Annotated in this window: 16 protein-coding genes; 2 read left to right on the top strand and 14 right to left on the bottom strand. The window is 34.8% G+C overall.

Features of this window, described 5'->3' with window-relative positions:
• Positions 1–259: 259 nt before the first annotated feature.
• From R9X47_RS21320 to R9X47_RS21265, 12 genes are all read right to left on the bottom strand, one after another.
• Positions 260–1,768 (bottom strand): DUF1846 domain-containing protein, encoded by a 1,509-nt coding sequence (locus R9X47_RS21320; RefSeq protein ID WP_432663102.1) that lies wholly within the window; start codon positions 1,766–1,768, stop codon positions 260–262.
• Between the two features lie 161 nt (positions 1,769–1,929).
• The gene (locus tag R9X47_RS21315) at positions 1,930–2,844 is read right to left on the bottom strand and encodes a DMT family transporter (RefSeq protein WP_432663101.1); all 915 of its coding nucleotides are present in this window, start codon (positions 2,842–2,844) and stop codon (positions 1,930–1,932) included.
• 169 nt (positions 2,845–3,013) lie between these two features.
• Positions 3,014–4,171 (bottom strand): PucR family transcriptional regulator, encoded by a 1,158-nt coding sequence (locus R9X47_RS21310; RefSeq protein ID WP_432663100.1) that lies wholly within the window; start codon positions 4,169–4,171, stop codon positions 3,014–3,016.
• Between the two features lie 141 nt (positions 4,172–4,312).
• A complete protein-coding gene (gene iadA / locus R9X47_RS21305) occupies positions 4,313–5,455 on the bottom strand; it encodes a beta-aspartyl-peptidase (RefSeq protein WP_432663099.1) in 1,143 nt (380 codons plus the stop codon).
• Positions 5,456–5,474: 19 nt separating this feature from the next.
• The gene (gene nhaC / locus R9X47_RS21300; protein WP_432663098.1) at positions 5,475–6,902 is read right to left on the bottom strand and encodes a Na+/H+ antiporter NhaC; all 1,428 of its coding nucleotides are present in this window, start codon (positions 6,900–6,902) and stop codon (positions 5,475–5,477) included.
• A 236-nt stretch (positions 6,903–7,138) separates the two neighbouring features.
• Positions 7,139–9,136 (bottom strand): sigma-54 interaction domain-containing protein, encoded by a 1,998-nt coding sequence (locus tag R9X47_RS21295; RefSeq protein WP_432663097.1) that lies wholly within the window; start codon positions 9,134–9,136, stop codon positions 7,139–7,141.
• A gap of 265 nt (positions 9,137–9,401) precedes the next feature.
• Positions 9,402–10,568 carry a TraB/GumN family protein gene (locus R9X47_RS21290; RefSeq protein ID WP_432663096.1) on the bottom strand — a complete coding sequence of 389 codons (1,167 nt, stop codon included), beginning with the start codon at positions 10,566–10,568 and terminating at the stop codon, positions 9,402–9,404.
• 260 nt (positions 10,569–10,828) lie between these two features.
• Entirely contained in the window at positions 10,829–12,154 is a 1,326-nt protein-coding gene (locus R9X47_RS21285; RefSeq protein ID WP_432663095.1) for a purine-cytosine permease family protein, read from the bottom strand.
• A 232-nt stretch (positions 12,155–12,386) separates the two neighbouring features.
• Positions 12,387–14,144, bottom strand: coding sequence for a hydantoinase B/oxoprolinase family protein (locus R9X47_RS21280; protein WP_432663094.1), 1,758 nt, complete (start codon positions 14,142–14,144; stop codon positions 12,387–12,389).
• 3 nt (positions 14,145–14,147) lie between these two features.
• Positions 14,148–16,190 carry a hydantoinase/oxoprolinase family protein gene (locus R9X47_RS21275; RefSeq protein ID WP_432663093.1) on the bottom strand — a complete coding sequence of 681 codons (2,043 nt, stop codon included), beginning with the start codon at positions 16,188–16,190 and terminating at the stop codon, positions 14,148–14,150.
• A 340-nt stretch (positions 16,191–16,530) separates the two neighbouring features.
• Positions 16,531–16,869, bottom strand: coding sequence for a cupin domain-containing protein (locus R9X47_RS21270; protein ID WP_432663092.1), 339 nt, complete (start codon positions 16,867–16,869; stop codon positions 16,531–16,533).
• A 96-nt stretch (positions 16,870–16,965) separates the two neighbouring features.
• The gene (locus R9X47_RS21265) at positions 16,966–17,508 is read right to left on the bottom strand and encodes a helix-turn-helix domain-containing protein (protein WP_432663091.1); all 543 of its coding nucleotides are present in this window, start codon (positions 17,506–17,508) and stop codon (positions 16,966–16,968) included.
• 318 nt (positions 17,509–17,826) lie between these two features.
• Between R9X47_RS21265 and R9X47_RS21260 the strand changes: the two genes are divergently transcribed.
• Both R9X47_RS21260 and R9X47_RS21255 read left to right on the top strand, forming a co-directional pair.
• Positions 17,827–18,516: a response regulator transcription factor gene (locus tag R9X47_RS21260; RefSeq protein ID WP_432667678.1), complete on the top strand. Its 690-nt coding sequence runs from the start codon at positions 17,827–17,829 to the stop codon at positions 18,514–18,516.
• Entirely contained in the window at positions 18,509–19,909 is a 1,401-nt protein-coding gene (locus R9X47_RS21255; RefSeq protein WP_432663090.1) for an ATP-binding protein, read from the top strand. The genes R9X47_RS21260 and R9X47_RS21255 overlap by 8 nt, the downstream gene beginning before the upstream one ends.
• 147 nt (positions 19,910–20,056) lie before the next feature.
• Here the strand turns inward: R9X47_RS21255 and R9X47_RS21250 are convergent, their stop codons facing one another.
• Together R9X47_RS21250 and R9X47_RS21245 are read right to left on the bottom strand one after the other, a co-directional pair.
• Positions 20,057–21,247, bottom strand: a complete 1,191-nt coding sequence (locus R9X47_RS21250) for a M20 metallopeptidase family protein (protein ID WP_432663089.1) — start codon at positions 21,245–21,247, stop codon at positions 20,057–20,059.
• Entirely contained in the window at positions 21,231–22,769 is a 1,539-nt protein-coding gene (locus tag R9X47_RS21245; protein ID WP_432663088.1) for an HAL/PAL/TAL family ammonia-lyase, read from the bottom strand. Before R9X47_RS21245 ends, R9X47_RS21250 begins: the two co-directional genes overlap by 17 nt.
• Between the last annotated feature and the right edge of the window lie 34 nt (positions 22,770–22,803).

The following is a 22,803-nucleotide window of genomic DNA, read 5'->3' as shown; positions in this document are numbered from 1 at the left end:
CGAGCAAATATGGCAAATAAAAATCCAGGCCTTTTAAGGAATAAAAGCTCGTGACATAAACAGTATAATTTCATTAAGAAGACAACTTCACCAAAAATATTTCCTTTATGCATATAATTATCTTTTCAATAAAATTATAAACCCTAGGTACTAATCTAAGGCCTGTATTAAACTAGAGTTTTAAACAAAATAAAAACCTATACTCTCTATGCAGCTAATAGGCTGATAAGATAAGGTATAGGTTTCATTTCCAGTTTATTTAGTTATTATAATACAAGCTATCTGAAGAATACTCAGGATCACTTGTTACATCGATACCAAGCTTTCTAAATGTCTGCTCATCATTTGTAGTTAAAATAGTTGTAGAGTGGGCCTGACAATTCTTAAGTATAGATAGCTTTTCCATAGCTACTTGGGCCATATGATTAGTTGCTCCACTCATACTCAATGCAATTAGAATTTCTTCACAATTTAATGCCGTAATCTTACTTCCAAAGGTTTTTGATTTAAGATTTATTATTGGTTCAAGGATTCCTGGTGAAATTAAATGAATCTCCTTTGAAATATTTGCAATATGCTTAATAGCATTTAAAATTACTGCTGCCGCTGCATCCATAGTTTTTGAGCTTTTACCAGTTATAACTGTTCCATCATGAAGTTCTAGTGCTACTGCAGGGCATTGCTCATTTTTACATAGATTTTCTTTTAGTTTAGCCGCTCTCTCTCTAGCTGGGATTACAACCCTACGGTCTTCACCTTTAAGGTTAAGCTCTTCCATAATCAGTTTAGCCCTATTAAAAGTTTCTAAATCAACATAACCTTTTTTGTACTCACATCCGGTTTTAAAGTATCTTCTGATAATCTCTTGCTCAGAAGCTTCTTTAATTACATCATCATCAATAATACCATAACCAACACGGTTGACACCCATATCTGTAGGTGACTTAAAAACAGATTCTTCCCCTGTGATTTTTTCAATAATTCTCTTAAGTACAGGGAATGTCTCTATGTCACGGTTATAATTTACTGTGATTTTATCGTAGGCATCCAAGTGGAACGAGTCAATCATATTTACATCCTTAAGGTCAACAGTAGCAGATTCATAGGCAATGTTTAGAGGATGCTTTAATGGTACATTCCAAACAGGGAATGTCTCAAACTTTGAATATCCTACTTCTCTACCAAGCTTATACTCATGGTATAGCTGGCTCAAACAAGTAGCAAGCTTCCCACTACCTGGACCAGGTGCAGTTACAACCACAATAGGCTTTGTAGTTTCTATGTAAGGATTTTTCCCATAACCTTCATCACTAACAATTGTGTCTACATCTGTAGGATATCCCTTTGTTGCACGATGGGTATATACCTTAATACCTCTACGCTCCAGCTTATTCATAAATACCGTAGTTGCAGGCTGATTATCATATCTCGTAATTACAACACTGTTAACATCTAAGTCATAGGACCTAAAATCGTCAATCAATCTTAAAACATCCATATCGTAGGTGATACCAAAATCGCCACGGATTTTGTTTCTTTCGATATCCCCGGCATAAACGCAAATAATAACCTCAACTTTTTCCTTCAACTTATGTAGTAACTTGATTTTTGCGTTTTCCTCAAAACCTGGAAGTACTCTTTTTGCGTGTAAATCACATAAAAGTTTTCCTCCAAACTCCAGATAAAGCTTGTCATAATCATTAACTCTCTCAAGTATGAACTTTGATTGTTCTTCTAAGTACTTTTTGGGATCAAATCCTATCTTCATAATCAACCTCACTCACTATTATTCTTAATTATTCTCTGACTATTTTACCATCAAATCGACATAATTGTAATAGTAAACTAACAATATTTTTTATTTTTTCACAATCTGTCTAAAAGAATACTAATATTAGTTTTAATTGATTATATATTTGGAGTAATTTTCTAATTTTGGCTTCTTACTGTATTATGTAACTCAGATTGATCAGCACCATCTACTTTCTTAACAAAAATATCCATGTTTGGCATCGCAACACTAATCACAATAAGCATAGCACCAATCATTGCTTGTAATCCTATCACCTCAGACATAAATATCCATCCAAATAAAGCTGCAAAAATCGGCTCTAAAGTATATATAAGAGCCATCTTAGTAGCAGGAATATATTTTTGAATTATATTTGCCGCTAAATATGCTACTGCTGTACATACGACACCTAAAAACAGCATGCCTCTCCAAGCCTGTGGCGAAAGACTGATAGTTGGTGTTTCTATAATCAAAGACACAATCAGACTCAAAACTCCTACAGTACAAATTTGAATTGCTGCAATTACTGTTGCATCATACTTTTTAACGTATTCTTCAACCAAAATTATATAGTAGGCTAAAATTATTGATCCCACTAAGGTCATTAAGTCTCCAAAGTTAATATTGCTTTGACGTCCTTCTAATGTCACTAACGCAAGTCCAAGTATAGCCAAATAGGTTCCAGCCCAAGTAAGCCTAGTCTGTTTCTGCTTTCGAATGAATGTTGCTATAAAGGGTACAAAAATAACGTTACTGCCAACAATAAATGCATTTTTAGCAATGCTTGTGTATTTTAATCCAATTGTATGAAATGCAAAGGCGAGGAATAAAACCGCGCCTGTGATTGCTCCTCCAAGTAGTTGCTCACGTTCGATCTTCATACGTCCTAGTAGTAGTAACATTATAGATAATAGACATCCTCCAATCAAGAATCGAAATGCCATGAAATTAAAAACCTCAATATCCTCTAGTATTGGCTTAGTCAAACTGAAGGATACTCCCCAAAGTGCTACAACTAGTATCATAATAACTTCTGCTTTCCATCTTTTCATAAGCGCTCCTCCTCTTTATAGCCGTCCTATTTTCAGGAACTGAATCTCTAGTTTCCACTAATTATACAGTATTAATATCAGTTCTCACTTTTCACTTCATACAAAAAAAGCCCATCTATTTTGTACAATATACAAATAAGCAGGCTTTAATATATCATTTTCATTTAATTTATAGAAGTTTTGAATTAATGAGATGCAAACGAATAGCCATAGTCAGGGTTTCATAGCTCATGCCTTTAAGCTGAGTACTATCTAATATCTCATTGATTTTTCGAACACGATAACGTATTGTGTTCGTATGTTGAAATAATTTTTTAGATGTAGACTGTATATTACCTTCACATTCAACATAGGCAATTGCAGTATTCAAAAGATCTGTTCCTTTATCCCTATCATAATGCATCAATTTATCAATCATCCTTTTATAAAATGAGTATACCCATGGATCATTAATAATTGGAAGCAAGAATTGATAAATCCCCATATTTAAAAATACTGCTTCTTTCATATCATGAAGGGATGCAAAATCATAGGCATATTTACTTTCATCAATTGCTCTACCCAAGTCGCCTAAGTCTTTCTTAATCTCACTAACTCCCAATCTATATTTCCCATCTAATAACCCAGATACCTTTAATGATGATTCTGAAGCTTTTTTAATATATTCATGTTCATCATTGTCATATGTTGCAATAATTAAGTATCCATCTCTATAGGAAATAACCAAACAACTTTCACCTAGAAATTGTCTAAGGTTAACTGGATTAAATAACTGTGCATTATTCTCTCCATCAATCTCTGCTACTCTTGCAAAGTACACAATAAAGTTTTTCTTAAAATTTCTATTAATCTCGTAAGCCAGCTCTCTTATTCGGAACTCATTCAAATTACTTCCTACAATTTGATCGATAATCAATTTGATATGCTGCTCATGATTTTGAATATTAATGGCTTTGTCAATATCTAAAATAAGAGTTTCAACATAGGTTTCATCAAATAGAAAAAGCGGCAACCGATGTTTATGGGCCAGTTCTATAGCATCCTCTGGAATCTCCTTAAAATAAATTGTTTTAATTGCAAAACAAGCGGCCTGTGCATCAATTAAATGTCTTACAAAATCAACAATCATCTCAGGTTGGTCCCTTATTGCAAGTAGATTACTGAAAATAAACTCTCCTACTTGAACAGAGTCACGCACTTGTTCTCCTACCTCATGATCTAATATTCCAGCCCTAGTTATTTTTCGATCTAATCCATTCATACCTGCAATTAATCTGAATCTTTTTAATGCATCTAGCTTTAATGCTTCATGAACTGTTAGCGCCATTTGTTCACTCCTTGAATGGTAAAAATATATATTAAATAATATTATACATGATTTTTCTGTATTTTTACTCAAATTATCTAATAAAAAGAACTAACGATAATTTTAATGTTATCGTTAGTTCTATACTAATCTATTTTTTTCTTATTCATATGTGCCTTTAACCAATATTTCTCCGCCATCAATCATAAGAATTCCATTTGCTATAACACTTTGGATAACAAGATTTTCATCAAGTATAAGTATATCTGCATCTGAATCTTCCCTTATGGTGCCTTTTTGAGGGTAAAGATTTAATGCCTTTGATACATTTGTAGCAACAAATGCTAAGGCCTTATCTATATCGAATCCAAGATCTAGAACCATAGCTCTAAATTCATTATACAAACTATCAACCTGTGATACTCCTATTTCTATCATATTTCCAGAGGAATCATATTTGGACCAACTGCCATATCCATCGGAGCTTATTGTTATATTTTCAAGAGGTATACCAGCCTCCTCAGCCTTTATAATTACCTTAGCAGGACTTAACTCCTTGTATATTCCACAGGTAAGGTCAATTATGCCGCCCATTTTAGCATACTCTAAAGCTTGATCAAGCAGTTCTTTCTTCCTGTTTACATGGGTTGGTCTTATAGTTCTAAAGGGTATATCTGTATTATTAAGGACCTCGATTATAGGGCTTAATCCTCTTTCCCCATTTCCCATATGTACTGTAAGTATTCCTGCCTTTCCCGAAAGCATGGCTGCCACTCTTACGTCTGAAGCCAATCTAGCTAACTCATCATTTGTAAGACTCGAAGATCTATGATCCGATAGAGCTACCTTAGCTCCAATTATTTCATCAATAAATGCAATATCTTTTTTTACACAACCAGTAATAGTCTTGGTAGGGTATTCATAGGAACCAGTAATGGCATAGGCAGATATTCCTTCTTCCTTTAATGCCTTTGCCTTAGCAAGAAGATTTTCAACGCACCTAGTGGTTGAATCGGTTCCAAGGAGACCAACTACAGTTGTAATTCCGGCAGTTGTAAGCTTAGACAGAGTTATTTCTGGAACCCTTGTTTTAAAGCTGCCTTCGCCGCCTCCTCCAGTTATATGAACATGCTGATCTATAAATCCTGGTACCATTTTCCTTCCAGTTCCATCAATTACTTTAACCCGGCTGCTGGATATATCGATCTTGTCCTCTATAAGTGATATCTTAGTCCCACTTATCAATACATCCTTTGTTCCCATGTACTCTGGACCATATATTTCTATATTTTTTACTAGAATCATGATACCCTACTCCCCTTTACTATATAACTTTCTTTCCTTTATCTTTATCGTCTATACGTGCTATTCCAATTCCTGTAACAGCTAATATAATGGCAAATACTATTCCCATATAATTTAGAACTGCCCATGGAAGATATTCCACTGTCGAAACGCCCAGAGTAGAAGCCATATATGCTCCAGCTGCTGACCATGGTATTAATGGAACAAGAACTGTTCCTGAGTCCTCCAATGTTCTAGACAAATTCTTCGGATGTAGATTTCTTTGTACATATACGTCCTTGAAAAGTTCTCCTGGAAGTAAAATTGAAAGATACGAGCTACCAGTAACAAATGCTACAGTAAAACATGATGCTATAGTTGATAAAATTATTCCCGTAGTTGTTTTTACCTTTGACATTAGTGCTTGAAGTACTGTATCAAGAATACCTGCCTTGCTGACAATTCCTGCAAATCCCATTGCACAGAAGATCAGAACAGTCGTACCTGTAACCGAAACCACTCCACCTCTATTAATAAGTCTAGTTACTTCCCAAATTACTTCCTCTTCGTAACCAGTCATAGAAACGTTAAAACCTTTAACGATAGCAGTAAATCCGCTCTTAAATGTAAAACCTTGAACAAATACTCCAAGACAAACTGCAAATAGGCTTGTTCCTAACATAGTTGGAATAGTAGGCCATCTCTTAAGAGATCCTATTATTATTATAACAACTGGTAATAAAAGTACAATATTCCAATTAAACATTCCATCAAGTTGAGTCAACATTGTATTTACGGTTTCAGGTGTATTTACATCTCCTGAAGCGCCAAGTCCAACAACAAAATATACTATAAGTGATACTACAAATGCTGGTACTGTTGTATATAGCATATGTTTAATATGCTCATAAAGCTCACTTCCTGCTGCTATCGGTGCAAGATTTGTTGTGTCTGAAAGAGGTGATATCTTATCTCCGAAATATGCACCGGCAACTACTGCACCGGCCGTTGCCGGTAGAGAAACTCCAAGTCCTCCAGCTATACCCATAAGTGCAACACCAATGGTTCCTGCTGCTCCCCAAGAGGTACCTGTAACAGTGGATACTATTGCTGTAATAATAAATGCAGTAACAATCAAGAATTTAGGGTTAACTATTTGCACTCCATAGTAGATTATCATAGGTACTGTTCCCGAGAACATCCATGAACCTATAAGGAAGCCAACACTCCATAAAATAAGAGTCGCAGGTAGAGCCGCAGCAATTTTTTCAATAATTGCATCCTGCATATCCTTCCATGTATATCCCAACCTCATTGCAATCAAACCCGCAACAAATGCCGAAAGTATAAGAAGCGGTTCCGTTCTAAGTTTGAAGTAACCATAACCTACTGCCAATGCTAAAACCATAAAAATAATTGGAATGATTGCCTGACCTAATGTCGGTTTTTTCTTTTCCTTAAAACTCATGTATAACTCCTCCTTAAAATATTTAGTAATATATTGACGCTCATTATATAAGCAATTAATGTGCCAAATCTCTCTACATATAGTAAGGTAAAAGTATGCATCGTGCCCAACACTGGTATTTTAGTGAATTTTCGTACAAATCAAACTATTATCACCTTCTTACTTACTAAGTAAAATAAAAGCCCAAAGGAAACCTTAAGGCTAAAAACGACCACATTACGGATAATTTTATCCTTCTATTTATAATTTTCTAAAGTTTTCATTCCTTTTTCGCTAATTGCACATCCTCGTTTTCCTTCTTTATAATCTATTAGTTCCTTTTCCTTAAGCTTTTTTATTATGCCTCTTATTTTTCCTTCTCCAAGGCCAATATCCTGTTTTTTAGCATACTGGGCCAGACTACTTCTTCCTATTCCTCTATTCTTCTCAATTTCTTCAAGAACCCATAGTTCATTACTATCAAGGAGTATCCTTGCCCTATCGTGTTCATCTTCAATCATATAATATGGGAGAGCAGATATTTCTAACTCTTTGTTCTCGTATATGAATGACATATATTCAACTAAGTTAATAAGTTCCCTTACATTTCCTCTCCATCTGTAATCTAAAAGAAATTCCTTTGTCTCTACCTTTAAAAGCTCATCTAAGGTTTTAATTTTCCCTTTACCGAAATAGATGTTTATGAAGTACATAAGCAAATGTTTTATATCGTCTCTTCTCCTTCTTAAAGGAATTGTCTTTAACGGCAAAATATTAAGTCTGAAAAAAAGGTCCTCTCTGAATTTTCCTTCATCTATCAAGTTGATTAAATTCTTATTTGTTGCTGCAATGACCCTTACATCAACGGGTATTTCCTCAAGGGCGCCCACCCTTCTTATCCTTTTTTCCTGAAGAACCCTAAGGAGTTTTACTTGAAAATCCAGGGGTGCATCTCCTATTTCATCTATAAATATTGTGCCTCCGTTGGCTATTTCAAAGAGTCCTATCTTTCCTCCTTTTCGTGCTCCTGTAAAAGCTCCTTCTTCATATCCAAAAAGCTCACTTTCAAGAAGGTTTGGCGTTACAGCAGCAATATTTACAGGAATAAATGCATTTTTTCGTCTAAAGGAGCTCATATGGACAGCTTGGGCTAGTATTTCCTTTCCCGTTCCGTTTTCCCCTTGTATAATTATTGTGGCATCGTTCTTAGCAAATTTTTCGGCCCTTCTAAGCATATCCTTCACTTCTTTATTTACAGTTAGATAATCTTCGAAGGTATATAGCTTCCTTTTTATACGCTGTTCATGATTTCTTCTTATCTCATGGTCAAGCTTTGATATCTTTTCGGTATACTCTATAGTAACCAAGTAACCTAAGTCGTCCTCCAGATTTACCTGATCAGTATCAATTAATACCTCTCTTCCCTCTATCTCAGTAATTAGTGAGCCTCTTTCCTTCGAAAAAATATCTATAGAGTCTATGATTTTAAAAAAACTTTTACCTAGGATATCCTTTTTCTTCTTGTTAAAAATTGACTCAAATTTTGAATTTACCCTTACAATTTTCCCAAGGGAATCAACATACACTATTCCATACTCTACACTATCAAATATGGTTTCAAGAAGTCTTTGAGATTCCCTTGCAGATCTTCTGCTTTCATCTATCGATCTAGAAATTTCAATGATGTCCTTTATATATCTCGTAACAAGACTCTCTCTTAAAGTTTCCTTGATATCAAGTCTTGAGATTAACTCATGTATAGTCCTTATATCCAGTATTCTTGTACCAATATCTATAATATTGCTTACTGATTCAGGTACAATGGGTGCCTCCCCAGGAGTTATAGCCGTTTCTATCTTCGGGTACTGCTTACATCCAGGATAGACTGGATAATATTTAACATGGTTAAGGCCTAATTCAATCAACTGCTCTATAGCTTCTAAAGCAGAGTTTATATCATCATTTACAAGAAGTACTTCAGTTCCAACAGGAAGTGATATTACCCTTTCAATATTTTTGTGATTTATTACTCTATAGGCAATCAAGTAGGGTATATTTGCGTCAAGATACTTGAGAGCTAGCTTTGCAGTAAATTCACTTGTAAAGAGAACCATGTCACATTCCATGTCAACCTTAGATATTTCAGGTATGAAGACTGATTCCACTGTAATATGATCGCTTAAAAGGTTTCTAATCTGATTTGCTATTACATCCCCTGTGGTTTTTCCCATACTGACTACTATTAGTTTCTTCATAGAGTTCCTCCATATTTGGTTTATAAGAAGAGAATAAAAGGGCTGTCTAAAGACAACCCCCCTCAGGCTATTGATAAGCTCAAATTTCTTCGTTACTGCTTCAAGCAAGAACCCTTACGTATGTCTGTATACGCTGCGGTCTCTTGATCTCAGCACGCCTCGAACTTCGACTTTCTCAAAAGCCTACCATCTTGTTGACTTTGTCAACAATCTGAGGGGCTGTCTAAAGACACCCCCTTTTTTATAACATGTTATTTTAACTACCTTACAAACTGCGAATAAACATTCTAACAATATCTGTACCGCTAATCATCGTTCCCATAACACTACCTAAATTAACTAAAACAACTACTAGTAAAGTACGCGTTACCTTATTGCGCCAAAAGCCCTTTAGACTTAGAATATCATCTGTAAGATTTTGAAACTCCTTTACGCTAGGTTTTCTTATTAATACTTCAGCCAATCCTGCAAACCATCCAGCCGCTAGAAGCGGATTTAGTGAGCTTATTGGAGCTGCTAAAAAGGCTGTAAGTATTGCTAGTGGATGGGCAAGTGCAAGTACTGCACCTATAGCTGATAAGGTACCATTCCATAGAATCCAACTCATTATCTGCTGTGTTCCCATATCCTTATTAATCGTAAAGGTAGATGCGATAAATATAATAATCGCTATCGGAATAATCCATGAGATAATTTTCATCTTTTTTGATTTATCCGGCACTCTACTTAATTCTTTTAGATCATTATCATTTTTTATTTCTTTCTTAATCCCCGGAATATGTGCTGCACCTAAAACTGCTACTATTTTCTCACCTGGAGCTTCTTTAATCTTCTGGGCAAGGTATTTATCTCTTTCATCCACTAAAGGTGTTTTTAACTTAGGCATACTTTCAGACATTTCCTTTAAAGCTGAATCTAACATATCTTCTGATTTAATCTTATCTAAATCTTCTTCAGTAATTTCTTCATCTTTAAATATACTAAAGATCAACTGGAATAATAGCTTAATCTTATCCCACAAACTAATACTTGCAAGAATTCTCTTAAAGGTTATATCAATATTTCTATCGGCTAAAACAAGCTCTGCTTCAACTTCTTTTGCCGATTCGATTCCTTGTATCATCTCCTGTCCAGGCTGAACCCCCAGTTGCTTAGACATTTTTTTCTGATAGGCTGACAAGATAAGGTTTATTAAAAACAATAGTGCCTTTCCGTCTTTAACAATCTTAACTATATCCATATTGGCCCATCTATCTTTATCTAATATCGAGTCATATCTTGACTTACACAATTCCACACAAACGGTATCAGGTTGTTCTCTTTCGATAATCTCTTTTACTTCATCTACGCTGTGCTTTGATACATGAGCTGTTCCAACTAAGATAATTTTTTTATCATCTATATCTATCTCGTGCACATTACCCTTTGCCATAAAATTGCCCTCCTTTTCATATGTTCTAAATATATCTGAATGGTTATTCATATATTCGCATCTACTATAATATTTTACATGAAATAAATTAATCTATCAATTCAATAATTTAATACGTAATAGAATCTTAATTAAAAAGACTGCCTCGTTCTAGAATTTACTTTCTATTTTGAGACAGCCTCACCTTTCTTTAATTTTATTAACAGTCCATGGATACTTTATCTAAAACCTCAAAACTATTTTCTTACTAAGAGTACTATTTACACTTCTTTTACCTTAAAGCTTTCAGGAGTAAAATGATCCGGCGAGATCTGTGCTTTTATCTTCATAGCACCATAGTAAACTGCCCCTGTTACAATAAGAGACTGTACTGCGGGTAATCCCATAGGACTTACATAGGTAGTTATATAACCTACAATTATTCCAGATACAAAGGCAATTGTGGCCATCCAGTTCCATCCTTTGTTATCCTGCCACTCTTTATTTCTTATAAAGAAATCTACGAAAATAACACCTGCCATAGATGGGTAGCAAAGGGCGGTAAGATATAAAAAATCCATAAAATGATTAAGTATTCCCGATAACGCCAAACCTATAGAAATAATTGTACCTATTAGAGTTAATATAGAACGTCCTTTACTTGAAGATACGTTTAATAAATTTGAGAAGGATAACCCCATGGTATAATTATTAACCAATTGGCTGGTCCATGTGGATAACCACAACACTATAAAGCCCCAAAAAGGAAAGCCTAAACTGGACATAACCTGAACAATATCTGCTGTTCCCTGTCCTACCGCCATTACTGCTCCAACATACATAAGAGGAAATCCGATACCTATTATTCCTATTGGAATAAGAATATTATCTTTGATTGTTGGTTTAGCATATCTTGTATAGTCAGCAGCTATTACCCATTGAGATACATTTAGGCTCACTACTAAACTAACTGCCCCCAAGAAGGTCATACTCTGAGCCTGGGGTTGAAAATTTCTTATTGTATCCCATCCAAAATTCGTAAACGCTAGATATATTCCAAATATACATAGTAAAAGTCCTGCTGGTACAGCTATATAATCAGTCCATTTCATTGACGCATATCCTATTATTGATGGAATTGCAAAAACCAAGCCAACTATTGTAGTAATCAATGCCCACACGCCCCAATTATTTGCATAGTCAATATTTAGCATTGCGCATATGGCATTTCCTGCAACAGATGTCTGAACAGCCCACCATCCCATACAAGCAATGAATATTACAATAGCTATTATAAATCTAGCTTGGTCTGCTCCAAATCCAGATCTTGCTACAACTGAAGATGTTCGACCTGTTTTAGCCCCTATATAACCGCTTAAAGCATTACCTGCCCATTGAACACATATGAATGCAACAAATAATACAGGAAATATTTTTTTTATTCCAAAGGCGCCTACTAACATAGATCCAACCATTAACACAGGAATACAAAATTCAAGGCCTCCAAATATCATTGCCGGTGTCAACCAATGCTGTCTTTGATCCAAGGGTACAGACTTCAAAGGTTCATCTCCCGATTTTACCTTTGTAGTTTTTTCAGTTGACATAATCTTACCTCCTATATATAATTTAGTTTGAAAAATATTTATCAATATTTATTTTTGGTGGGGCTGTCTCATAAAGGTTTCTCATGAGTTCAGCCCCGGGGTGTTTCAGAATGAGTGAAGTTCAAGGTTTTGAAATTTCAACGGTTTGGCTAGTACTAATGTACGTGCCAAGTCGGTGAACATTTCAAACAACGCAGAAATTCGCCATTCTGAGACACCCCTATCTCTTTTTTTATATAATATCTATATTTTCATTATGTCTTCTTGCTTCTGTCACATCTAATACTGCAAAGGATATTGGATCAATTATTACTCCATAATCCTCCTTTGCCTGATCCAAGGTGATGAAATTATTTTTTACATCTAATATAACCTTCTCTACGGTCCTATTAAATGGGTTTCCATAGCCTCCACCTGTTGCAGTAGACATTTTAACTGCATCGCCTTTGTTTATTGGATATCTAGCATACTTTCCAAAGGGACCATCTATTGTGCCATCGGCTTTTAAAATCTCAAATTCATTCCTTGAACCATCTCTACCTTCTGCCATTCCCCATGGTAAGAATTTAAATCTTCCAAAGGTTCCTGTAAAGAAGTTTCCATCGTTTTGCATTCTATATGTTCTTACAACTCCACTACCACCTCTATACTCTCCTGCTCCTGCTCCATCGGCTCTTAAACTATACTCTTCTACAAAGAACCCATATCTTGTTTCAAGCACTTCTACTGGAATATTAAAGGTCTCACCGTCAGCAACACAAAACTGTGCATTTTCTCCATCTTTACCCTTACCAGCTCCCCATCCCCCTAGTGATGGTCCTACAGCTATATATGGTTCCTTTGTATCTGGATGTGTACCAGCAAGTACAAACCCACATACTGAAAGTAAATGTCCAGCTGTCAATCTGTCTGGTAAAATCGGTGCTAAGGCTTTCCAGATTAGATCAATGCCGTAAAGCATAGTTTCCCAATAGGTCGAAACTGCTGCTGGTCTTTCTGCATTAAATATTGAAGCATCATCTACTATGATTTTTAATGGGCTAAATACTCCATCGTTAACGTCTTGGGATGGATTTGTTGCAGCAAGAAATATAACCCTAACAGCCGATAACAATCCTGTAAAAGAAACATTTATAGGTCCAGGAACCTGTAGCTGACTGCCTCTGAAATCTGCAATAAATTCATCACCCTTGATAGTCACCCTTACCTTTACTTTAAATGGGCCATTTCCTACTCCATCATCATCGATCCAATCCTCTGCTTCATACTCACCATCTGGAAGTGCCATAATTTGTTTTCTTGATAATTCTTCACTGTTTTTCAAAAGCCTCTCAATTGCTAACAAGACAATTTCTTTTTCAAACTTATCACACAACTCAACAACTCTTTTTTCACCTGTTTTCAATCCAGATATTTGAGCCCACATATCTCCAATTGAAAGGTCCGGAAATCTTACATTAGCTTTAATTACATCAATCAGAGCTTCATTCATTACCCCTTCATTACAAATTTTTACACAGGGAAACTGTAGCCCTTCCTGATAAATTTCTGTTGAATCTACCGTCCATGAACCAGGATCCTTTCCTCCAACTTCTGTCCAGTGTGCTTTGTTTGCAGAAAAAGCTACTATATTACCTTCATAGTAAATAGGCATTACAAGCCCTACATCAGAAAGATGGGATCCGCCACCCCCATAGGGGTCATTAATAATTATTATATCTCCTTCCTTAATGTTTCCTGGCTTTACAAACTTATCAATAACCTCTTTTACCATAGAGCTCAGCATCCCAATAAATCCTGTAACCCCATTACCTTGAGTTAGAAGCCTTCCTTCTGCATCGGTTAAACCTGATGCAAAATCAAGAACTTCGTAAATAACTGGGCTTTTAGATGATCTTGCAACGGATATAAACATTTCTTCACCAATTGCATGAAGAGAGTCTTTAATAATATCTAAAGTAAATAGATCAACCCTTTTATCCTTTTCCATAATTTACACCTCCGTTTTAATAATTAGATTTCCATATTTATCAACTATTACTTCCATTTCAGGATACACAACGGTTGATGTCGTAACCTCCTCAATTATAGCCGGCCCATCTATTTTCATTCCTGGAGATAGTTTCTCTCTATCATATACATTTGTATCTATTTTCCCGATCGATTCAAATGTTACAGGTCTCACTTCCTTAATGGCTTCATCTAATGAGTAAGGTTTGATTTCTAATTCCTTAATCTCTACCTTTTCAACTTTTCCAAAGGCAGTAAGGTGTAAATTCACTATTTCAGTTAAACTATCATCTATTCTAAAGGAGTAGTTTTTCTCGTGCTCTACATGGAATCTCTCAATTATTTCACTTATATCCCCCTCGCTAATCTCTACATTTGGGATTTGAACTTTAACGGTGTGTTCCTGTCCCCAATATCTCATATCAAGGTATCTTACAAAAACTACATTATCTTCATCTATTCCCTTTTCGCCATATTCTGCGATAGCCTTATCTTCAAGTTGTTCCCATTCACAATTAAATTTATCCAAGTTCATTTTATCTAAACGGACATTGAAGGTTTGTATATCATCCTGTCTCAAGTCCGTCATCAACATACCCCATGCAGAAAATACTGAAGCAGCTACAGGAATTATAACTTTTTTTATTCCCAGTTCCCTTGCTAATGGAGCCGCGTGCATAGGCCCTCCTCCACCAAAGGCTACTAAAGAAAATTCCCTTGGATCATATCCCTTACGAACTGAGATTAGCTTCAAGGCGTTGAGCATATTGGAATTTGCTATTCGGATTATTCCAAGGGCAGCCTCTTCAACGCTCATATCAAAAGAATCAGCTATCTTTTCTTTTACTGCATCTCTAACTCTTTCCATATCAACTTCCATGTCAAAGTTTTTTGGTGACAATCTTCCCACCAAAAGATTTGCATCAGTAGTTGTTGGCTCTTCTCCTCCTAATCCATAAGCTACAGGTCCTGGCAGTGCTCCGGCAGATTGTGGTCCTACCCTTAGAGAATTTGTACCGTCAATCCACGCTATAGAACCTCCACCATTCCCGATTTCAACTATATCTACTACAGGCACCTTAATAGGATATCCTGCTGTTATGTTGGTTTTCTCAATTTTATAGTCCGTTGTAACCTTCACTTCTCCACCATCGACAAGGGAACATTTTGCAGTAGTTCCACCGATATCGAAGCCTATAACCTGTTGTTCTCCCAATAATTTACCCAGCATAGCTGAACCGAAAATTCCTGCTACAGGACCTGATTCAACCATATTTATCGGACTTTCCTTTGCCTTTTCAAAGGTTGTAGTTCCTCCATTCGACTGCATAATATACTTAGGTGACCTTATATTAATCTCTTCTAATTCTTCATAAAGCTTATCTACGTACTTAGCTGCAATAGGCTTAACATAGGAGTTTAGTACTGTTGTACTGGAGCGTTCATATTCTCTCCACTCCTTAGTTATCTCATATGATCCTGTTACATAAACTTCAGGCCACAGTTCTTTAATGAGCTTCACAGTTTCTCTTTCATGAATGTCATTAATGTATGAATGTAGATACACAACTGCTATAGCCTCTACCTTCTCCTTTTTGAAATAATCTATACATCTTTTCACATCATCTTCGTTTAAAGGATTAATTATTTCCCCCTTATAGTTAATCCTTTCTTCAACTTCTAGTCTAAGGTATCTAGGAACAAACACCTTTGGTTTCTCAAATCTTACATTAAATAGGTCTGGTCTATTTCCCCTAGCTATTTCCAGTATGTCTCTGAAACCTTTAGTTGTTATCAGTGCAGTTTTAGCTCCCTTTCTCTCAGTCAAAGAATTAATAACAACAGTAGTTCCGTGACTCAAACTAATCACAGCTTCGGTAGGAATTTTACTTTTTTTGATAACATCAATTACTCCTTTTTCAAAGTTTGGTGGTGTTGTATGGGCCTTTTCAATGCCTATTTCTCCATTCTGAGTAATATATACAATATCTGTAAAAGTTCCACCAATATCAGTTGCTATACGCATAATTGCTCCCCCTTTTTAAAAAGCACACCGGATAATCTTATTGATGATACAAGCTACACTATTGTTATAGATAAGCAACTTCAAGGTTAAATAAATTTTCATAGAAAAATGTAGAAGCGTTCATTATTTCTACAAAAATTTATTATAAATCTTAATGTTACGTATCAATATGTAGTTTTAAAAATAGATTTAATTATTTGTTGAGTTTTCTTAAGAATAGTCTTCTCCTAGGCAAGATAATTTTTGGCTTTGGTTACTTATAGTTGTTGTTCTTATGTGATATGCAAATCTGAAGTGTTGTTAAAGAATAGTATTTCTTTAAATGCATTCTATATATCGATTATTCCTTTTTTAGTAAGAACCAAATCAACTCACAATCTTCATTTGAAATGTTTTGGCACCAATGTTCTTCTCCAGCTGGAATGTAGGAAAAATCACCTGCCTTCACTGTAGTTTTGTCTTGCTTCGTTGCAGATTTAAGACTGCCCTTTATGATGTAAGATAATTCTTCAGCATCATGGACTCCAAAACCATCCTCTGGTATCCTCGCTCCACTTTTTATAACAGCTTTACCCATTTTCACTATGCAGTCATTTTCTTTAAAATCCACAAAAACTTCTAGCATTTCATATCCTTTAAAAATATCTGAAGCCATGTCTTTTTCGGAAATAATCTTCATCACATCCCCCTCTCATAATTTTTTAGTAGGTTCTATTATATTTAACCGAGATTATCCATAAAGTGCTTGAAAAATTGTAAATAGAATAATCCAGGCTTAAAATACTAACTGTGTTAAAATGCTTAGCATCTTTAATTCGACATCCGAATTATTTGATAGAGAATGAGGTAATGTAGAAGGAAAATGTATTGTTTCACCCTCCTTTATAACATATTTTTTCCTATCTATTGTAAAGGTAGCCTCTCCCTGCAAGACATAGTAGAATTCTTCACCTTCATGAGAAATTTCCTCAGTATCTCCACTATTTGGTTTGTAGGTAAGCAGTATAGACTCTAGTTTCCTTCCTTCAAACATTCCGCTAAGTCTCTTATATTGCATATTGGATCTCTCTATACTTATAAACTTTTGTTCTTCCTTTTTTCTCATAAAATGCAAATCTGATTCTTCATCAAAGAATTTCTTCATGGGAACATCTAAAGCATCAGCAATTTTCTTCAATGAAGTGATCGCCATACTTGACACACCTCTTTCAATTTGTGATAAAAAACTTACTGACAATCCCGTTTTTTCACTCAGCTCTTTTAATGTTATATCTTTCATTTTCCTTATTCTTCTAATTTCTTTGCTAATCTCAATCATATTTTTTCTCCTTTTCTATAGAATGACTGTAATGATTTTAGTATTTATGAAATAATTACAGTTATACTGTAATTATTTTCATTATATCACTAATTTCATGTTTCGTTAACACAATTTTCAGAATTTTTCGTTTTTATTTTTAATTTACTTTTCTCTTATAATTAAAGATTTTATGTCTATATTATAACTACACCCTACTTACATCAGTCTTAAGTTCTCCTATGTAAATCTTAAATAGCCTTAAATATTTATTTAACTTCTATTATTTATATAATATAATTAGTATGAAAAGTAGCGAAGGGAGTTCTAATTATGGATATTAATATTTTAGTTGCAGAAGATGAAGATGATATAAGGGCTCTTTTAAATCTCCATCTTAGTAATAAAGGGTATAAGATTTTTCAAGCTTCAAATGGTGTTGAAGCCTTAGACATAGTATCTAGAGAAAATATTCATCTACTCATACTTGATGTAATGATGCCTGAAATGGATGGTTTTGAAGTTATTAAGAAGATTAGGGAAACGAGCAATATCCCAGTCATTTTCTTGACAGCCGTAACGGAAGAAGCTAATAAGATACTAGGGCTTGGCCTTGGAGCTGACGATTATGTTGTAAAGCCCTTTAGTATAATTGAAATCATATCAAGGGTCGAGGCTCATCTTAGACGATATATGGAGTATTCAAGTAGTGATTTCAGCAACACCTTAACCAATGGTGAACTAACGCTTAATTTAACAAACTATGAGTTTAAAAAAAATGGCATAGTCATCGATCTAATGCTAAAAGAATTCAATATGCTTGCTCTTTTCATGAAAAATCTAGACAGAGCATTTACCAAAAAACAGCTCTACGAAGCAGTTTGGGAAGAAGAGTACCTTGAAGACGATAATACTATCATGGTTCACATTAGCAATCTTAGAGAAAAAATCGAAGATAATCCAAGAAAGCCAAAGTATTTAAAAACCATACGTGGCGTAGGTTATAGGATGGTAAGGTCTAATGACTAGACTAAAATTGAATATTAATCCCTTTAAAAAAATATCAATCTCTGTTCAGTTATTTTTAAATTATTTATTCCTATTTGTATTATTAGTATTAGTTCTAATTTTAACTTTAGCTATTTCATCCTACAGTATTAAAAATTATTATGATTCTAACGGTATGAACTTAACTAGTATAGATGAACACATAGATAGCTACGGTCCTGAAAAAACCTTTGAGATGCATAAACTTGCCGAGGGTTCCTATATTGAAATTTTAGATTCAGAATTAACAGTTATCGATCAGTATAATAGTACTCATAGTATTGGATATACCTATCCTCAGTCGGAATTCAATAAATTAGCCTTAGACTATTCATCAGGGTATCAGTTTTATTACTCTAACGAAAAGGAAACTATTAATCTTATCTATAACGATGTTTTTTTTAGAGACGAGGATAAGAAATTTTTTAAAAGGTTACAACTATATATTTTATTGTTTTTCGCCATAAGCGTTCTAGCAGTTCTATTAATATATGCAAAGTTAACATCTAAAACTTTAGTACATCCTATTAGAAAAATCCTAGAAGGGGTTAAAACCATAGGTAATGGAGATTATTCTACAAGAATAAATTATAAATCAAAAAATGAATTAGGCTATTTAATCGAGTCCATAAATCAAATGTCTGAGAAAATTCAACATGAAATAAATCTTAGGGAAAAATCAGAAGGGAATAGAAAAAAGTTGATTTTGGATATATCTCATGATCTTAAAACGCCTTTAACTAATGTTTTAGGATATTCCGAGACACTTTATCATGATAACGACTTAGGAGAAGATTTGAGAAATAAATATTTAAATATAATTATTTCTAATAGTAAGAAATCAAATAATTTGATTCAAGACCTGTTTGAGTTGTCACATATGGAAAATAGTACTTCTGATATCAGACTTGAAAATCAGGATTTTAGTGAGTTTATAAGGGAAATATTAGTAGGATATATTCCAGAGCTAGATGACAAAGGTATAGATTATGATTTTGATATCCCTGATAAAGATATTATGATAAAAATGAATTCACAGAAACTCGAAAGGGCAATTAATAATATATTAGATAACAGTATAAAATATGGAGAAAAAAATATGTCATTGAGGTTAAAGCTTGAGGATTCAAGTAGTAGGGTTTTCTTGACAATCGAAGACAGTGGTGTAGGCATTCCATCTGAGCTTGCTGAAAGTATATTTGACCCCTTTGTCAGAGCCGATAACTCTAGAAACTCTAAGACCGGTGGTACTGGACTTGGTCTTGCAATAAGTAAGGGGATAATAAATATTCATGGTGGAGATATTAAGCTAGACACTTCTTATAAGGATGGATGTAGATTCATTGTATCACTTCCTAAATCATATACTACTTAAAAAATAGAATACAAAAGTTGACATAATCTTACATCATCTATATAATAGAGTTTGAAAAATATTTATCAATATTTATTTTAGGTCCCATTAGATAAGTCTATCTAATAGGACCTCTTTTTTACGCAATATAATTGAACAGTCTTTTATTTACATATTTCTTGACAACCAATCTATTCCACTTTGCGCCAATACTGCTGAGCCTATCCACAATACATCCTCGTTTACCTGAAATTTAGGATTATGCATGGTAATCTTCTCTTCTTGATTTTCTATCACACTGCCTAGATGTAGATATGTTCCTGGTACCTCTTGAAAGAAATAGGCTATATCTTCGCCCGCCATAATCGGTGATTCAATCTCTACAACACCATCTTTTCCTACTACCTTTTCTATAGACTCTTTAATTTCTTTAGTAAGCTGGATATTGTTCACCACTGGAGGATATCTAAAGTTATAGGAAAGCTCGTAATTTCCTAGCATACTTTTAGTAACATTACTTACTATTTGCTCAATCCGTTTTGCTACGTTTCTACGTAGTTCTTCATCTAGGGTTCGAACTGTACCTTCGAACTCAACATAGTCCGGTATAGTATTTGGCACTGTTCCGCCGTGGATTTTACCAACTGTTATAACAAGATTTTGCGATACGCCAATCTCTCTACTTACAATGCTTTGCAAAGCTGTGATTACCTGAGCCGAAATAACTACTGGATCAACGCCCATTTCCGGTCTTGCTCCATGACTCCCCTTTCCGATAATCTTTACCTTAAAGGTGTCACTGCTTGCCATTAAAGGTCCATATCCAATGCCTATTTTTCCGTTGCTTACTCCATTTAGAGCATTAGTAACATGTAATCCTATCATGGCATGAACCTTAGGATTTTCTAAAACACCTTCATTTATCATTTCCTTTGCCCCACAATAACCCTCTTCACCTGGCTGAAATATAAATTTTATATTCCCCTTTATCTTATCTCTATTTAAATTTAATACTTTAATAGCTCCAAGAAGCATAGCCATATGACAATCATGTCCACAGGCGTGCATATTTCCATTATTCGAAGCATAGGGTAATCCTGTTTTTTCTTCAATAGGTATTGCATCCATATCTGCTCTTAGGGCTATCGTCTTCCCTGGCTCACTACCCATTAGCACGCCTTCAATTCCTGAAGTCTTCTTATGAACCCTATACTCCACACCCATGCTATCTAATTTACTACATATATACGCCATAGTATTTGGCAAATTCAATCCTATTTCAGGAATTTTGTGCAACTCTCTCCTCCATGATATGATCTTTTTATTTATTTGCCTTATTTCATTAAAAATGTCTATCATTTTTTCCCCCATATTTTACTTCCTTGATATGTTTTAATAAGATCCCTGATTTAATAATGTTATAAGCCTTTTCAATATCGACGGATAAATCTCTATCTTCATCTAGAAAAGTAATCTCTTTTCTTACTGTTTCATATGCAATCTTTGTTCCCTTTCCAAGCTTCATACCTTTCCTGAGGTCAATTCCTTGAGCAGCATGCATCATTTCAATCCCTATAATATATCTTAAGTCATCAACGATTTTATTTATTTTTCTTATAACATAAGGGGTATTACTGCCATGATCTTCCGTTTCATTGGATGTTGCAAAATAATCTAAGGTTGCCGGATTTGCCATATGTCTAATTTCAGTATCCAGAGAAGTAAAGGATTTCTGCATAGTAGAAAAGGCAATCACATCATCCCTAGGCCTTAAAAATCTTGGTAATCCCGTGTATTTAGGCTGGGAAAGCTTCAATACCCTATTACAAATAGTCTTTGATAGGTGGCTCAATGCAACACCAAGCATCTCAAAACCAACCGCCAAGCTCATCACTATAAAATTGGCAGTCGAGATAATATCTTTATCGTCCAATAGGACATATGGACAATCATCAGAAGAGTTCAGCTGTACACTTAAGTACTTTTCAGTATATTCTAATGCGTCCCTTACAGACCCATGTATTGCCCATCCCGCTTTAAATACCATACTGCCATGCAGAGATCTGTTATCGTTATCCCATATATAGCTCCCATCTAAGTAATCAAGGATTTTATTGTTAGAATATATTTGCCCTGATAATGGTCTCAATTCATTGGATTTTGGATTTATAAACATTGTGTTTATATTTATTGCTTCTAATGACATAGCATATACTACATCAGCCATATCTAGAAGATCTTTAATCTCCTTGAATACTAAGGCTCCCATTCCTCCTGATAAAGCATTTGAACTAACTATAGACAATCCATCCTTGGGTCCAAATACAATTTTCTCAAGCCCAGTTAGTTCTAGCGCTTTATCTGCCTTCATCCTAGACCCTTTGTAATGAACCTCTCCTTCCCCCATCATAGCTAGACCAATATAAGAAAGAGTTGTGACATCGGCAGTTCCAACAGAGCCTCTTTCAGGCATCACAGGGTGTATCTCGTAATTTAAAAAATCCTTATACATCATTGCAATTTTAGGTTGAATTCCTGTTGCTCCTAGCAGCAAGGTATTTAACCTTACAACCATAGCAGCTCTAACGACCTCTTCACTTGCTTCAGGCTTTATACCTACGCAATGGGCAAGTATAAGATTACGATTAAATGTGGAAAAGTATTCTGGAAGTATTTTATTATCCTTATTCGCTCCAACACCTGTAGTCAATCCATATATTTCTTCTTCACTATTGCTTAGTTCAAATACAAGCTTTCTTGTGGTCTCTAATAATTCCAAGGATTCTGAGCTAATTTCAACCTTTACCCTATCCTTAGCCACTCTGTAAACATCATCAATCGATAAACTTCTACCATTTAAAACAATACTTGACTCATTCATTAGTTATCTTCCTTCCAAAAAAACTTGTCTTAAA

The organism is Wukongibacter baidiensis (genome assembly GCF_050888315.1).
GTDB lineage: Bacteria > Bacillota > Clostridia > Peptostreptococcales > Caminicellaceae > Wukongibacter > Wukongibacter baidiensis.
Note: the sequence above shows the minus strand (reverse complement) of the source record. Positions and strands in the feature narration are given on the sequence as shown.

What these genes read in the sequence shown, in the direction of transcription:
- R9X47_RS21280 (WP_432663094.1), bottom strand. Translation starts at nt 14,144, where the DNA reads ATGGAAAAGGATAAAAGGGTTGATCTATTTACTTTAGATATTATTAAA.
- R9X47_RS21310 (WP_432663100.1), bottom strand. Translation starts at nt 4,171, where the DNA reads ATGGCGCTAACAGTTCATGAAGCATTAAAGCTAGATGCATTAAAAAGA.
- R9X47_RS21265 (WP_432663091.1), bottom strand. Translation starts at nt 17,508, where the DNA reads ATGATTGAGATTAGCAAAGAAATTAGAAGAATAAGGAAAATGAAAGAT.
- R9X47_RS21285 (WP_432663095.1), bottom strand. Translation starts at nt 12,154, where the DNA reads ATGTCAACTGAAAAAACTACAAAGGTAAAATCGGGAGATGAACCTTTG.
- R9X47_RS21255 (WP_432663090.1), top strand. Translation starts at nt 18,509, where the DNA reads ATGACTAGACTAAAATTGAATATTAATCCCTTTAAAAAAATATCAATC.
- nhaC (WP_432663098.1), bottom strand. Translation starts at nt 6,902, where the DNA reads ATGAGTTTTAAGGAAAAGAAAAAACCGACATTAGGTCAGGCAATCATT.
- R9X47_RS21320 (WP_432663102.1), bottom strand. Translation starts at nt 1,768, where the DNA reads ATGAAGATAGGATTTGATCCCAAAAAGTACTTAGAAGAACAATCAAAG.
- R9X47_RS21245 (WP_432663088.1), bottom strand. Translation starts at nt 22,769, where the DNA reads ATGAATGAGTCAAGTATTGTTTTAAATGGTAGAAGTTTATCGATTGAT.
- R9X47_RS21275 (WP_432663093.1), bottom strand. Translation starts at nt 16,190, where the DNA reads ATGCGTATAGCAACTGATATTGGTGGAACTTTTACAGATATTGTATAT.
- R9X47_RS21295 (WP_432663097.1), bottom strand. Translation starts at nt 9,136, where the DNA reads ATGAAGAAACTAATAGTAGTCAGTATGGGAAAAACCACAGGGGATGTA.
- R9X47_RS21250 (WP_432663089.1), bottom strand. Translation starts at nt 21,247, where the DNA reads ATGATAGACATTTTTAATGAAATAAGGCAAATAAATAAAAAGATCATA.
- R9X47_RS21315 (WP_432663101.1), bottom strand. Translation starts at nt 2,844, where the DNA reads ATGAAAAGATGGAAAGCAGAAGTTATTATGATACTAGTTGTAGCACTT.
- iadA (WP_432663099.1), bottom strand. Translation starts at nt 5,455, where the DNA reads ATGATTCTAGTAAAAAATATAGAAATATATGGTCCAGAGTACATGGGA.
- R9X47_RS21290 (WP_432663096.1), bottom strand. Translation starts at nt 10,568, where the DNA reads ATGGCAAAGGGTAATGTGCACGAGATAGATATAGATGATAAAAAAATT.
- R9X47_RS21270 (WP_432663092.1), bottom strand. Translation starts at nt 16,869, where the DNA reads ATGAAGATTATTTCCGAAAAAGACATGGCTTCAGATATTTTTAAAGGA.